This is a genomic window from Agarilytica rhodophyticola (assembly GCF_002157225.2).
GTDB lineage: Bacteria > Pseudomonadota > Gammaproteobacteria > Pseudomonadales > Cellvibrionaceae > Agarilytica > Agarilytica rhodophyticola.
The window spans coordinates 574,014-589,182 of record NZ_CP020038.1 but is presented as its reverse complement, the minus strand read 5'-3'; the positions used below and the strand labels follow the sequence as shown (position 1 = coordinate 589,182).

Sequence of the window (15,169 nt, the reverse complement as noted above, 5' to 3'; positions counted from 1 at the left end):
GGGCGCAAAATGCGCCCTAGAACTCCTTTGGAAGAGTGGTGAAATCTTTAGTTAACTAATATTTAAGTTGTCGAACTGCGAGTCAATACTCCATCGTCGCCGACAGAATCTAACTTTTCAAATGCAATATAACGATCAAGCTGAGCGCCGGAGCCCAAGTTTTGTGGGATACCATTATTCGCATATAAAGAGGCGAAATTCGCTTCCTCACCGTGCAGTGCCATATAGTTCAATACAATGCAGTCAACGCCATTTTCAGCGTTATTCGCCATCGGACTACTTCCTGTATTAACGTTACCATCTGGATTCATATAACCTAGCTGCTGATGCACCGCTTGCTCTTCTGGTGTGGCACCTTTGATAACTGGGCGTCCTTCGGGATCGTAAACCAAGCAAAACTGGCAGCGAGTATCTTGGTTATCCCCTTGCCACATGAATTTGCCACGACCTAAACCGTTTTCAATTTGATTATTCGCAGATAAAGAGCCGTCACTATAGAGAGCGATCATCACAGGCACACGCTGACGATGGGCATATTCCAATACCGCACCCATAGCACGACCAGCACGCAGATCTCGCACTTCACCAGTGCCACGACCTTGTCCATGATAATCATAGCCACCCATGGAAATATGTCCTGCACCAGCATAAGAGCTAACAGTTGTCGAAGGCCCACCAACAGCCAACTTCATCACTGCCGCTGTTTTTTGGAATTCTCGATCATTAAGCTGATCACCAGGTGTTGCGCCTGCGTCGCCACTAGTGAAAATATCGACAATATCTGGATCAACCGCAATATCTAGAACACTAGGATCATCGTAATCATTTGCTAAGCCGGCAGTCTCAACATAAGTACACTTGAGACGCTCACGTAATGCTGCATCTAGGCCAGCAAGACCAGGTGCGTCCAGCTTTAGATCACTCATACGCGAAACAGTTTCCATTACAGCAACCACTTCTTGAGCACTGAGGCCATCAAAGGTTCCGACTTGCACTAAACCGAGGGCATCAGTTCTGCGATCGACTTTTGTTTCCCTTAACTCATCGAAGTCCACTAGCGATGTGGACTGCATAAATTTATTCGGCAAACGTGAGTTACCGCCACCAACATCGTTATTACGGGAAGCCACCGAGTAAACCAAATCACCCTTAGCACCGGCTAAGTTAATACCTCGGATAGGGTTATGTGGATTGTTGCCAGTATCGTTTTCCGAACGCGAAGGCATAACAAAGCCATTCACATTAGCACGACACTCGACAGACGTTTTATCTAGGATACCGCGTAAAAATGCACTATCTGAATGAAATGCCAGCCCTAATGTTGTATCTGTGTGGTCACCATTACTCGTACCTGTTTCGCTGTCGCCAGCTTCGGTTGCACCAGGCACCATATCACCTGGCAAACCTTGGCGTGCGTAACCAGCAGTACTGAGAAAATCCATCTGGCCGCCGGGGCCGCCAACCAATACGTTAGAGCCTGCGGTATTAGCGCCACCAGCCAAATCGAAGGCAATGAAAGGCACTTTACCGTTACCACCTGTGATACCGCAGTCATTGATACGTTGGGCAATATCAGCGGATAACTGGGCATTTGCTGGCATGGAAGCGGCCAAGGTGCCAAATAAACTTCCACCAACTAATGTTCCCATACCAGTAGTAAAACCCTGCGCGAGAAACTCCCGTCGACTTTTTGGCCTTGGATGACAATTATGCATCAAGGGTTCATCGAGGCCTTTAAACAAACTTTTCTTCGCCATTATTTCGTCCACCCTTTCCTATTGCATTAACATGGCTGCGCTAGCAAGTACGGAAGTACATACCGCGATAGCCTTGGTATTTTGGTTATTGGTTTGCAGCTTAGGCAACAAGCCCTGGTGTTCAGGCGCTGCATTAACCAGTTTGTCTTTAATGTCATCGGCATCTGGCTGTGTGGCAAAAGTGCCACCCCCTACTATCAACATACGGTCAAGCAGAGGATCAATCAGCGCATCCATCATCGCAGGAGTGCTAAGATCACCGTAATTGCCAAAGTACGAACTGCGCAGTGCATTATCATTAATCAGCTCAGAGCAGTACGCCAGCGATAACTGTGTGATGGCCGACTGTTGTGACGATAAGAAAGCGTTAGGGGCAACAGCACCAGGTAGTGAACGGCGCACTTCACTTGTGTAAAAATCATATACACGGCTGGAAGGCACTGTGGTTATGGCCGATAGGTTTTGGAATATTTCATCAAATAAGCGTAAACCGAAGTCAGGCTGTGTTTCCGCCGCCACTGGCGCAGCCGCCGCCGGAGTCGGATCAGCTGGACGATTATAAGTGTTGCTACCAATCTGCTCGAAAGTTAAGAAGAACAAGTCATTAAGCTGTCCTTCTTCCAAGCCAATAAGTGTACCTGTAGGTGTAGTCGACAAAGGCACCCCTACTTCTGAGCTGTAATTACCTGCGTTGACAGTGACATCTATATTGGCAAATGCTTGGCCTATATCAGCCTCACTACCATTAATACCAATACGCATACCTTGGATATTAATATCGCCTGAAGGCACCGCATCTCGATCTAAGCTGATAAAGAAAGGCGAACTGAACAAATAACTGTAGTCATCGAAGACTTCAACTGAAAACACTACATAAGCCTGAGGCATATCCACCAAGTGAGAAACACCGAATAGCAAGAAGTATTTCTGACCAACACCAGCATCAAAGTTAGCTGTGATTTGCTCTTCAGTTAACACTCGATTATGAATAGCTAGCAATCTGACGGTACCTTCCCAAGGGCGAGCATTATCCGGCTCATTACCTAACACTAGGACAAAAGAGTCATCCCAGTCATTGATATTACCGGCAAACTCATCGCTAGTATCTTGCGATATAAGCTCACCGTTAACATAGATACGTCGTCCCTCAACAGGGTCATAAGTCGCCACCACGTGTTGCAAAGTTGCTTGCAAGACTTCATCTGCCGATGGAGTATCTAAAGAGGGCATGCCGTTTTCATCAGAATTTTCAGAGCGAGTTAAAAACCGATAGTCATACAGATTCTGATTCAAGCTAAAGTTACGGGCATTCGTACCACCGGAGTAGGTAATGATACGGGACTCTTCTTGAGTCACATTGCCAGGTACAACCCAAGCTTCAACAGAATATTCACCTGTTAAGCGAATTAGGTCATTGAGCTTTTTACTTGCGATAGTAGTGCCGGTTGCTTTGCCATTGTCTTTAATCCGAATACCAAACGAACCGACCCAGTCAACAGATGGTGTCAGATTCAAATCCAATGCGGGATCGACACCACTGGTATCAAAGGCAACAGAGCCCGCTCCCTGTTTAAATTCGTAAAGAGCAATAGTGTCAGTATCAAAGCGACCACCACTGCTGGCAATCACACCATTTTCAATAATGTTAATCGCCCGGCTAACAAGGAAGTCGGGATTGATTGGCTCTGGATCAGCGACGCCGTTATTCACGAAGTTATTGATTGCCGCCAACATTTCTTGTGCACTATATGCTGCCGGTAGCAAGGTTCCCGATGGATCAGCCCATGAGTTATGACCTTCCTGCATTCGTCTAACAAAACGTGAGCTGGCAGGGTTATTAACATCAATCAATGTGCGAGCAGCAAAATATGCTGTATCAATGTTACGGCTAGCAAAAAATGGTTGCTGACGTGTAGCACTGTCTTCGGAGTGACACTCGATACAATTGCCTGTCGCGGTATTGGCGAGAATGGGCTGATAGATATAGGTGTTAAACGCGGCCGAATCAGTGGGCAAACGGCGTGTAGCACCAACCTCACGTTCCTCGGGTGCAGTGAGCACAATAGCATTACTGCTGGCACCAGTTGCCGTGGCCCAAGATTGAATGAAGTTTTGCAGAATATCTGCAGCTGCTGGACTCCAAGCGTTGTGACCTTCTGCGGCACGTTCAACCAAGCGAGAGAGGACAGGTGTTGCCTTATCCACTAAAGGCAAAGTTGCCTCATAGGCCAAGTTAATATCATCACGGCGCATGAATAGTGGTTCTTGACCAACAACCTCGTTGTGGCAAGCACCACAGCGATCATCGCCGGCAACATTGTTCCACAGGTTTATTCTAAATTGCAGCACATCGTCAGTTGCTGCCGCAGGGCCATTATAAACAAGTCCGGTGTCTTCAGAGGTGGGAGGCGGAGGCGTGCCTGCCTCGTTCTGTTGACCACTATCACCACCGCCACAACCAACAAGTGTGGCAAACGTTACGGCAGAAATAAGAGAGGAAAATCTTTTTATTGCTGTAAGCCTCATGATTTATTCTCCCTTACAGTAGTTGGCGGAACTGGCAAAAATATGCTTCAGGTTACCGTCTGCCTGAAACTCGCTCACTAAAGAACTCACTTGTGCTAGATCTTCACTACTATGAGGCGTACGCAAACATACTGTTTTAAAGACACGCTCTACATGGCATTGGGCAAATGCTTGAGTATTCGCCAACTCTTGAAACATGGAGCTTGCACCTGTGCCTCGTCCTGGTAAGGAGGTATCCCAACCGATCACCGCATTTTTACCCTCGCGCCAATAGTTGGCCCAAGAATCATCAGGCGTTCTATAGCCTGGGGCAAAGGTAGCATCGTTGTTGAAATATTTTGATTGCACTGTGCCAGCGGTGTACTCAACCTGACCATTTTCTCCCGTAGGATCATTTTCAGCATCAAAGGCATAATTGTGATATGCCAAAGATTGAGTCAGAGGATCCATACCACTGTGACAACCGATACAGTTATTCAAAAATACACGCGAATCGCCACCAGGGCTGCGCGACACATCCTGTCTTATACGGTCAGGTATTCTGGTCACATCGTGCACTTGTTCTAAGTCTAAGCAAAGATGGTTGAGTAAGGTAAAACGGAAAGCTGCGCGATTAGTTCCGGCAATTAGAAAGGCTTTGGCGCTTGCGCGAGAAGTTACCACACCAGAAGCGCCACCACTAGCAAAGGCAGGAACTAGTGAAGATTGAGGGCGCGCTTCTAGGTCATCTTTTAAGCTAAAGCCAGGGTCACCATTAAGTTCGAGACCAGCTTCAAGCTCCATATAGTGATTATTATTGTTGACGGCGTAAGAGGCTGAAGGCCCATTACCTACATACAACACATCCTCATATAAAAGACCGCGAAAATCTCTCTCATCACGGACATAGCCGATGGCAGTTGCCGTATAATCATTGAGATCCGCGAAGGCGTCGGACTCACGATTTGTCCAGGGAGAGGCCCAGTTCTTCAGGGTTACATTATAAAAGCTGTGATCTGCATCATTATCAATCGCCAACCGAGCTGCTTGATAACCACCATTGGCACCACCAGTGTTAATCAGATTTACCATCTGGCTTAAAATTGACTGGCTCGGTAAATTGCCTGTTAATCGATCATGTATACGCTTAGCTTGATCTTCAGGTGTTGCATTAACCACTGATCCATAGATCAGTCCTGCGATACCCAAGATCAGCGTCGATGCTTTAAACCTCCTGCAGAGGCGCTGATATTCACCTAGTTTTATTGTCATCTCACAACTGCCTTAATTTTTTGTTAGCCCTTTATATAACGTCTCTTAGCAAAGTGCTGTGTTTACCAAATTTAAATCCTTTAACTTAATTTCCTTGCCTTGAATTACTTGTTGGTTATTGGCTTTCTAAGATTGTTAAAATCTTGCGCCATTTATCCCCTTTTATATAATTCCTTCTATATTTCAAATACTTCGCATGTCTTTATTTGCTTCTATAAAGTGACATTTTTTGTTTTTTTGCTGACACAAATTGTCATTTTTAATTCCCAAAATATGACAATTTTTGTCAAAAAAGCCAGCAACAACTGGTCGAAAGCCTTATATGGCGGGCTTTTGCGCACAATATCCACTGTCAAAACATTTTCTCATTCAACAATAGAAACGCAGGAAACATACCGAAAAGATAAACATTTGATCAGAGTTCACTAGTGAGCACCCAAGATGAGAATCATGTCACAAAATTTACGCCTTGATCTCAAAATTATTTCACTTAGCTAAAAACCCATGATTTAGAATGCAGTTATCTAGCCTTAATTGAAGTGCCAGTTTAGCCTGTTTTTTAAGCACAATGGCGATAGGGCAACAAAAAACCTATTTAAGTTCTCAAAAAATACAAATTATTATAATTTTGTTTAAAAATAGGCACAGGTTTTGTAGAACAAAACACTTATGATGCGTGAATGAGTTATGAAAGTGTCCGTGTCTGGGGATATGCTAACCAGTATTGTCTAACGCGATAAATACTAAGCGGCTTAAAGGCCTTCAGATCAACGTTCAAGCTGGCAATCTGTTTACAATCACGACATCATCATTAATTACATTCGAAACAGTTACACCCGACAAACCAAACTCATCTAGAGAAACACCGAGTATAGCGATCACTCACATGAAGAAGACATATTTTTCATCAGCAGCAGTATTATTTGTCGCCGCGCTATTAAATGGCTGTGATGTATCCAATAATAATGGATCTTCCGAGGGAGCAGGTTCAGGCCAAGCAGGCGATCCCGTCATTGTAGATTTTCCCATTGCCTACATTGAGCGCCCCGTACCTTTGGGCATGGAAGAAGATAATATGCCCATGGCCATACTGCCTGATGACGTACAAGATCCTGCGGCATTTCGTCCCGGAGCAAGGCTATTTATAAAAGATAGAGCTTCTGTCTCTGCTGCTGCTCGAGTCATTACTGATGATGTTTTTCCTGACACGCCTCCACCGGACGGTAGCACCGAGCCTGCAACGCCAGCACTTTATGACGTGCGAGATCTCAGTGTGAACCCAGAAGGTACGAAACTAGCATTCGCTATGCGTGCGCCTGAGATCCCCAATGTGGATGACGAGGATCAGCCTACCTGGAATATATGGGAATACGATATTGAAAATGATGCGCTGACCCGTGTTATTGAATCTGATATTACCGCCGAACAGGGACAAGATCGCTTTCCTGTATACCTGCCCGATGGCAGCCTTGTTTTCTCATCTACACGCCAACGAACTTCGCGCTCAATCCTATTAGATCAAAGCCGACCACAATACTCTTATACCACCGAGAGTGATTCGGATAGACGCGCCTTTACTCTGCACCGTATAGATGAAGACCGAGAAGTTATCGATCAAATATCTTATGGAAGAGGACACGATATCTACCCGACTATTCTGGATGACGGCCGCATTATGTTTTTACGCGGTGATAACACGTCAAGAGCCAACCGAGATCGCCTCAGCCTTTATACTATGAATCCAGACGGCAGCAATGTCAGTCTGAGTTATGGTTTCCACAGCCCATCTGGGGCAAGAGCTCAAGAAGTCGATCCAGATCAAGGGGCATTGGTAAAACCTGTTCAAATGCCGGATGGACAGATTATGGTGTCCTACAGACCTCGTTCTACTCGTTTACTCGGCGGTGACATATTTACTGTCGACACAGAAAACTATATCGATCTAACCCAACCCACCAGTGCTAACTTGGGCGCCACAGGACCGGCTGAAGCATCGGCCTCTTTTGGCGAAGTGGTACTGGAATCCCAATCGCCTCACGGCTATTTTAACTCTGCTTATCCACTAGAAGATAATACTGGCCGCTTGCTGGTCAGCTGGATGCCATGCCTAGTACAAGGCTTCCGTTTTGGTATCTACGTGCGTGTGGTCAACAACGATATTGTTGAAGATGGTGAAGTGGTTGGTGTTGATACTCGCTATCAATTAATCAATATCGATGGTGAGCTGGTTGACCGCGACGGCAACACATTAGCAGACGGCGTTGACCCAGTTGAGATTATGCAAGATGAGATTATCTCCTTACCTTGCAGTAGCGACGCTTTCGATAATGACAATATCACGGTTTCCGATCCGCAATTCGGTGTCTGGATTTACGATCCTGCGACGCAGACACAAGACCCTGTGGTATTGGCAAATGAAGTGGGCACAATGTTCACCGACGCAGTGGTATTTGAAGCCAGAACACCCCCGACGTTTATTCCTGATGCTGGTGCAGATGAGTTCTCTCGCCAACTTATCGATGAGAACGTAGGTGTTCTTCACATCCGCAGTATCTATGATTTTGACGGTCAAGATATCAGTGCCGACGGTATTGTTGCCATGGCCGATCCATTGCGCACACCAACAGATAGCCGCGAAGTGCGCTTTGTTCGCTTCTGGGAAGAAGCCCTAGCACCTCACGATGATGAGTATGAGATCGATGCTGATTTAGTACAAGGGCGAAATGGGCAACCTGGGCGAGGCATTATTGGCTACGCTGAAGTATTCCCCGATGGTTCAGTCATGACCAAACTCCCTGCCAATGTCACCTTTAGCATGGAATTTATTGATGCTAATGGTCGTCGTGTCGACGGCCCGCTAGGCATTCGCCATTCCAATTGGCTTAATGTTCGTCCAGGGGAAGTGCGTACATGTAACGGCTGTCACACAGCCGCAAGTACCGCACCACACGGTCGTATGGATGCCGAGCCTGAATCAGCAAATGAAGGGGCACTGGCACAAGTTGCATTTCCTAACACCGCTCTAAGAGACCCTTTTGGCACCCCCTATAACACCCCAGATACATTGCCAGAAATAGGTGAAACGATGGCGCAATATTATGCGCGCGTGCGTCAAGCAGACCCCGGCTTTGAAGATGATCCTCTGCTACCATCGCTGGATATTACTTATACCGATGAGTGGACTGATCCAGCCAGTGGTGCAACACCGGGTACAGATATATCGCTAGTTTACGGTGTGCCAGATGCAACTACGGGACGCGGTGGCCCAGACAATTTGCAAACATTACCGCCAGTACTAGTCGGCAGTTGTCTGAGTGAGTGGAGTTCTTTATGCCGTATCGTGATTGATTATCCGGACCATATTCAACCGATCTTTGAAGTGGATAGAACAGCCATGGTCGCCGGCGCCAGTGTCAATGTGACATGTACAAACTGCCACAGTACTGTCGATCCCGATGGTAACCCCCAAGCACCGGCACCTAATTCAGAAATTCTTGTAGCAGAAGCTGGTACTCAGCGCTTTGTTAATTTCTTGCAACTTGACTTTACTCCTGTTGTATCACCCCTCGACAATAATATGACGTTCTTGAAGGCTTACGACGAGTTTTTCGCTACCGGCGATAACGTTCAAATACTAGACGCTGGCGGCAATTTAGTTATCCATCAGGTTCCGGTAATACAGGATGGTCAAATAGTATTTAGGCGTATTAACTCTGTCGATGCAATGGGGAATTTATTATTCGAAGCGCTTGACGGTGCTGGCGCTACAGTATGTGCGCCACTGAGTGATACCACTGTAACATTCGTACTAGATGCTGCTGGCCTCAACGTTAACTGTACTGAGCTAGAAGTACAACGAGATAGCATGGGCGTGCCAATTTTAGATGCTGCTGGCAACCAAATCCCCATTCCAGAAACAATGCCCGCTGTTGATAATGATCGCTATCTCACTGCTCGCAGAGCCAATGCGCCACAAAATCAACGCTTCTTTGATGTTTTCGCACCTGGCGCACCCCATGACGGATACCTGACACCAGCGGAATTAAAACTCTTCTCAGAATGGTTAGATATCGGTGGGCAATACTACAATGAAATATTTAAGGCACTGGATGATTAAAGCGTTTGATACGTAAGGGGCTGTTGACACTAATGTAAGCGCTCCTGTTTAATTCGTGCAAAGCTCTACAACGGAGCTTTGCCTTTATTTAAAGTCGCTTAAAAAGCCACGATTGTTTAAGAATTAAGGAATCACTGTTTGAGATATTTACTCAGCCGCAAGCAAATCACATTTTTTAAGATCATGTCGATCGTAAGATTTCAATGTGCGTCAACATCATTAATAATACATAAAGTGTCAACAGGCATAATGCTTGTTAACATAGCCCGACTAAAATCTTTTTATGTTAACTAACAATGGCGTTCCACTGAGTTTATTAGGATGATGATAAAACGTTTTGCTGGCGTTGTGATTTCCTGCCTATGTTGTTTGGCGCCAGTTGCCCAAGCTGGCATATGGGATTTTTTCGTAGACGAAGGCTTACATCTTGTCGTCAGCGACCCTTATGTTGAAATGCGCACAGGCCCGGGGCGAGGCTACCCTGTTTTTCATGTGATCGAAAAAGGGCAAACCTTACACTTGTTCAAAAAACGTACAGATTGGTACAAAGCTGAAACCAAAGATGGCGTCAAGGGATGGATAAAGCGCTCAGAATTATCCAAAACTCTTGGGCCAGATGGCTCTGAAGTAGATTTCTCTGCGCCAAACTGGCAGGACTATGTAGATCGACGCTGGGAGTTCGGCGTCCTGGGCGGTAATTTTGAAAGTAGCGACGCGCTGACAACCTACCTAGGGTTTAATTTAACGCAAAATATATCGGCCGAATTGAAGTACACACAAACCTTCAGTTCAGTTTCAAATAACAAACTATTGAGTATCAACGCTGTACATAAACCTTTTCCATCGTGGAAAATTTCACCGTTTTTTACGCTAGGTGCAGGGGAAATTAAGATTTCACCCAGCTCCAGTTTAGTGCGAAGTGAAGAACGTGAAAATCCTGTCTATACCGTTGGTGGTGGGACATTCGTTTATATATCGCGCAGGTTCTTGTTCAGGTTGGAATACAATAATCACACGTTGCTGACAAAGCGCGAAGACAATGAAGAGGTTGAAGAATGGAAAGCAGGATTCAGCGTATTTTTTTAATACGTCTACTGTTGACAGCAACGCTAGCAGCACTGCCAGGTGTTGCTCTTGCACAAGAAGACGATGGTAGCGATATCCGCGAAAAAACCGTTCTTGATGCCGTTATTGATCCTGGTCTAGATCGTCGAAAAATAGATGAAGACAAAATCGACACAGAAAACTTTGAAGTTGGTTTTTACGCCGGTGTGATGAGTTTTGAAGACTTTGGCTCAAATAATGTCTTTGGCTATCGCCTGTCCTATCTCATATCTGAAGATTGGTTCTTAGAAGGCGTTTATGGCATCACAGAAGTGGGCGAGGCTACGGTAGAAAGTCTATTTACGGTAGATATTTTAGGTGATGATCGCGAAGTCGATTACTACAATTTATCATTAGGTGTTAATTTATTTCCCGGCGAAATTTTTATGGGAAGTAACTACGCGTTTAATTCCAATTTCTTTTTGATACTGGGCGCGGGTAATACTTCTTTTGCCGATGATGAATTCTTTACCTACAACTTTGGCGGCGGCTTCCGTTTATTCGTCACAGACTGGCTCGCCTTCCGAGCAGATTTTCGCAACCACATCTTTACCCATAACGCTTTGGGAGAAGATAAATCCATCCAAAACTTGGAAACCCATATCGGGCTTTCGCTGTATTTTTAGTTGAGATAAAAGCATGATGAAAAGATTTATATTAGCAATTGTGATGAGTACCTTGGCTGTTACAGCCACTGCTCGCTCCGCCAAGCATGAAGAATTGAGTGGCCCCGCTAAGGATTTCACGCTGAAATCGAACTCAGGCAAGAACATTCGTTTATCTGATTTACGTGGCCGTGCCGTTATGATTAATTTCTGGGCATCTTGGTGTGGCCCTTGCCGTCAAGAAATGCCGCTACTCGATAAATTATCACAAAGATACGAGTCTGCAGGCTTCACCTTGCTCGGTGTTAATGTTGATGCAGATAAAAAGCTCGCAGATAAAGTGCTAAAAGAAATTCCTGTTTCTTTCCCTGTTCTTTACGATCCAACAAGTAAAGTCAGCGAGCTTTATAAAGTAGACGTTATGCCCAGCACAGTACTGGTGGATTGCGACGGCAATTTGAATTATCTACACCGCGGCTACGTTCCTGGTGACGAAAAGTCGTATAAAAGTCGAATCAAAAAATTACTGCGTAGTTGTAACTAATTAATATTTAATATCCTTCCAGAGACGCGCATTATGCGCTTACTCTGGATACTGTAAATAGAAGTAAAATTTTATTAGCAACAATTGTTAAAAGAATTAAAGCAAAATAGCGCACCACGGTAATCACATGCAACGATTGGCCATAAAAAAAGTAGTAATAATTCTACTATCTATTGCGATGAGCGCTTGCTCATCCCTCTCTATCTCTCCTTGGGTAAAGCCCTACGAGCGCGATAATTTAGCCGACGCGATTATGTCATTTGATCGCAACCCAATAGATTCTAGTTTTATGACCCATGGATTTGGCAATAGGGAAGCGGCCATAGGTGCTGAAGGTTCAGGAGGCGGTGGCTGTGGGTGTAATTAATTTTGCATGGAAGAAAGCGCACACGACTCTGCGGATAAGCAGCTGCTTTGTTGTACTATTTTGTGTTGCCAACTACGTTAGCGCTGCGGTATTACCCGAGGATCGAGCGGATGTTTTACTGCACAACTACGATGGTGATGATTCAACCTTTAAAGGCCCTTCTGTTCTTGTCAGAAAACAATTTAAAGAAACCGTTTCTCTCTGGGGCAACTATTACGTAGATATGAACTCAGCCGCATCCATCGATGTGGTTACGCAAGGGAGTGCTTATGAAGAAGAGCGCACAGAGACAAGTGCAGGCTTCGATTACTTACATGATAAGACTGTTTTCAGTGCTAGCTTTACCAACAGCAGTGAGAATGACTACGAAGCCAATAGTTATGCTCTTAGTCTAAGCCAAGATTTTTTTGGTGATTTATCGACACTTAGTATGAGCTACTCCAGTGGCGAAGATGATGTCTACCAAAACACCCGTAACGGCTCAGGCAAAGACGACATTACTGGGCGTATATTGCAAGGTAATGCCGAACATCAACGTTTTGGTATAGGCTGGACACAGGTACTTACCAAAAATTGGATTGTAGCCTTGAATGCCGAAGCTTCTGTGGATGAAGGATTTCTGCGCAACCCCTACCGCAGTGTGCGTTTCATCGGACGCGTCACAGGGGATGTTATCGAAGAGCAACGGCAACAGGAAAACTATCCGACAACGCGTAATAGTGAAGCATATGCATTAAAAAGTATGTACTACATGCCGTGGAGAGGCGCACTAAAACTTGAGTATCGTACTTTCTCTGATAGCTGGGATATTGAGGCTAGTAATTATGAGTTTCGTTATACCCACCCCTTCGGTGAAAAGTGGATAGTAGATTTTCGCTATCGTTTTTACGAGCAAACCCAGGCCAGTTTCTACTCGGATTTATTTAATTTCCGCGATGAATTTCTATTTCGAGCAAGTGACAAAGAGTTAAGTACTTTTGATAATACAACGATAGGTTTTGGGCTGAGTTATGAGCTGAAAAAAGAATGGATTGGCTGGTTTGATCGAGCCACAGTTAATTTATTTTTCGATCATGTTGACTATAGCTACGATAACTTCCGTAATAAACGCTTATCACAGCCTGGTAGCGGTGCTGATGGAGGCCGTGCATTCCAGCCTGGTAGCGAACCACTGTTCGAGTTTGATGCGCAAATAACACGTATCTTTGTCTCTTTATGGTACTAGCTCTAGACCCTATCCACACGAGTACTATAAAAACCAATTGCCAGAGACACCCTTAAGTAATTCGTAATTAGCAGCAACGCTCTTAAAGTGTTACTGCTAGTTATTTTATGTTACTCCATCTCAAAATTATTCCTGCCATATACTTCACAAATTAAGCTTGTTTTTTGTCTATGAAGCTGTCCACAAAATAATAATTTTTTGCACATATTTTTGACATATAAAAAGCTTCTCTTATCGAATTATATAAAATGAGATGCATTCATCTGGGGTTCAGGATTATTAGTGTTACAATTCTCCCCACCACACACAAATATATTTAAAATTATGAAAACACTACATAAAACATGTTTGTTTTTTGCACTTGCATCAAGCACCAGCGCACTAACTCACGCAGCATCTTTAAACGTTGATATAAATAATGATGCTCTGCGAGGTCAGTATAATTTTAGTAGAGAAGACGCAGGCCTAGGTTTGTCTGCGGCAGCTATGGTAACCGATGACAATGGCGAGATTTACAGCTTCACGGTTCGCACCCAAGGCAGACTCAGAAGCCAGCAGTTCATCAGAGGCGGCTTTGGCGGTCGTTTATATCATGGCTCCCCAGAAGGCCCTGATAGCTTCCAGGCTCTAGGGCTAGGTGGTTTTGTCGATGTCACAGTTCCTCAGTTGACAGACATTACTGTTGGTGTTGATCTTTATTACGCGCCAAGTATTGCCATTACAGACGACTTGGACAATTTGAAAGAGTTAACCTTCAAAGTTGCTTATCAACTGTTTGATAATGCCAATGTTTATGCCGGATTACGTTTCCTGGAGATCGAACAGGGCGACTTTGATTACGAATTCGATGACAATGCTCATATAGGTTTCACTCTGCAATTTTAGGGCGATTTATCTTTCCTACAAAAACTGTTGGTGGCGATTCTTTCGCCTACCACACAGGCTCAAATGATCACCATCTAAACAGTTCAACCTATCACTTGCCCTAATATCACTTTATTCTTGCCTAGATATTGTCTCGCTATAGCTACGTCTTATTCAACACAAATTGGATAATAGATCACAAAACCGCCGCAACGCATACTTAGCACACATTTTACCCTGTCGTATTACAAGGGGATTGCTACCCCCAAAGTTTATTGATATTTTTACTTGAAACTATAAACAAATGAAGATACTGTAGTTATATACAGGGTTACTTATAATCAAAAATATCATCAACTAATAATTAATATATAGTTAATAAACAGGAGGCAACTATGGCCGTAGTAGCCGTTTGGAAATGCGATCGAGATGGTGCGATGTTTGACAACAAAAAAGACGCCGAAGAACACGACAAAATGCTGGAGTTGGCAGCAAATATTACTTATCTCATCGAGCAGAATGTTGAAATAGACGAAAAACAAAGCGAAGCCATTGGCCTCTTACTCGCTAAGCATAGAGAAAAATTAGCCGTTGCATGTAAAGGCAAACCCGCTGTTCTTATTATGGATAAAGAAGAATCCGAAGATTCTATTGAAGATAAAGAAAGCGGTACCGTTACTTCACTTGCAGCAAATCAATAACATATACCCTAGTTTCTGTGCGCTTACCACAAAAACTGGATTGATATAAGTTTTACACCAGCCCAACGCCACTTGGGTTATATCACCTTAACCGCCTTCGGGCGGTTT

Annotated in this window: 11 protein-coding genes; 8 read left to right on the top strand and 3 right to left on the bottom strand. The window is 44.5% G+C overall.

The window, feature by feature from the left end:
- Positions 1 to 62: 62 nt before the first annotated feature.
- Genes BVC89_RS02485 through BVC89_RS02475 form a run of 3 tightly spaced genes read right to left on the bottom strand, consistent with a single transcriptional unit; the run spans position 63 to position 5,534 of the window.
- Positions 63 to 1,757: a hypothetical protein gene (locus BVC89_RS02485; RefSeq protein ID WP_086929692.1), complete on the bottom strand. Its 1,695-nt coding sequence runs from the start codon at positions 1,755 to 1,757 to the stop codon at positions 63 to 65.
- 18 nt (positions 1,758 to 1,775) lie between these two features.
- A complete protein-coding gene (locus BVC89_RS02480; RefSeq protein WP_086929691.1) occupies positions 1,776 to 4,283 on the bottom strand; it encodes a LamG domain-containing protein in 2,508 nt (835 codons plus the stop codon).
- 3 nt (positions 4,284 to 4,286) lie between these two features.
- The gene (locus tag BVC89_RS02475) at positions 4,287 to 5,534 is read right to left on the bottom strand and encodes a hypothetical protein (protein WP_086929690.1); all 1,248 of its coding nucleotides are present in this window, start codon (positions 5,532 to 5,534) and stop codon (positions 4,287 to 4,289) included.
- Positions 5,535 to 6,420: 886 nt separating this feature from the next.
- Here BVC89_RS02475 and BVC89_RS02470 point away from each other — a divergent pair.
- The 8 genes from BVC89_RS02470 (at position 6,421) to BVC89_RS02435 (ending at position 15,061) form a co-directional block, all read left to right on the top strand.
- Positions 6,421 to 9,651 (top strand): HzsA-related protein, encoded by a 3,231-nt coding sequence (locus BVC89_RS02470; RefSeq protein WP_086929689.1) that lies wholly within the window; start codon positions 6,421 to 6,423, stop codon positions 9,649 to 9,651.
- A gap of 321 nt (positions 9,652 to 9,972) precedes the next feature.
- Positions 9,973 to 10,737: an SH3 domain-containing protein gene (locus tag BVC89_RS02465; RefSeq protein WP_245929298.1), complete on the top strand. Its 765-nt coding sequence runs from the start codon at positions 9,973 to 9,975 to the stop codon at positions 10,735 to 10,737.
- A complete protein-coding gene (locus BVC89_RS02460; protein WP_086929688.1) occupies positions 10,707 to 11,381 on the top strand; it encodes an outer membrane beta-barrel domain-containing protein in 675 nt (224 codons plus the stop codon). The genes BVC89_RS02465 and BVC89_RS02460 overlap by 31 nt, the downstream gene beginning before the upstream one ends.
- A gap of 43 nt (positions 11,382 to 11,424) precedes the next feature.
- Positions 11,425 to 11,904, top strand: a complete 480-nt coding sequence (locus BVC89_RS02455) for a TlpA disulfide reductase family protein (RefSeq protein ID WP_425428383.1) — start codon at positions 11,425 to 11,427, stop codon at positions 11,902 to 11,904.
- A 127-nt stretch (positions 11,905 to 12,031) separates the two neighbouring features.
- Positions 12,032 to 12,271, top strand: a complete 240-nt coding sequence (locus tag BVC89_RS02450) for a DUF4266 domain-containing protein (protein WP_086929686.1) — start codon at positions 12,032 to 12,034, stop codon at positions 12,269 to 12,271.
- On the top strand, positions 12,258 to 13,496 hold the full coding sequence (locus tag BVC89_RS02445; RefSeq protein ID WP_245929295.1) for a DUF3570 domain-containing protein: 1,239 nt from the start codon (positions 12,258 to 12,260) through the stop codon (positions 13,494 to 13,496). The genes BVC89_RS02450 and BVC89_RS02445 overlap by 14 nt, the downstream gene beginning before the upstream one ends.
- Positions 13,497 to 13,820: 324 nt before the next feature.
- Positions 13,821 to 14,381, top strand: a complete 561-nt coding sequence (locus BVC89_RS02440) for a YfaZ family outer membrane protein (protein WP_158657755.1) — start codon at positions 13,821 to 13,823, stop codon at positions 14,379 to 14,381.
- A 374-nt stretch (positions 14,382 to 14,755) separates the two neighbouring features.
- Complete coding sequence (locus BVC89_RS02435; RefSeq protein WP_086929684.1) at positions 14,756 to 15,061, top strand: YebG family protein; 306 nt, start codon at positions 14,756 to 14,758, stop codon at positions 15,059 to 15,061.
- Positions 15,062 to 15,169: the final 108 nt, after the last annotated feature.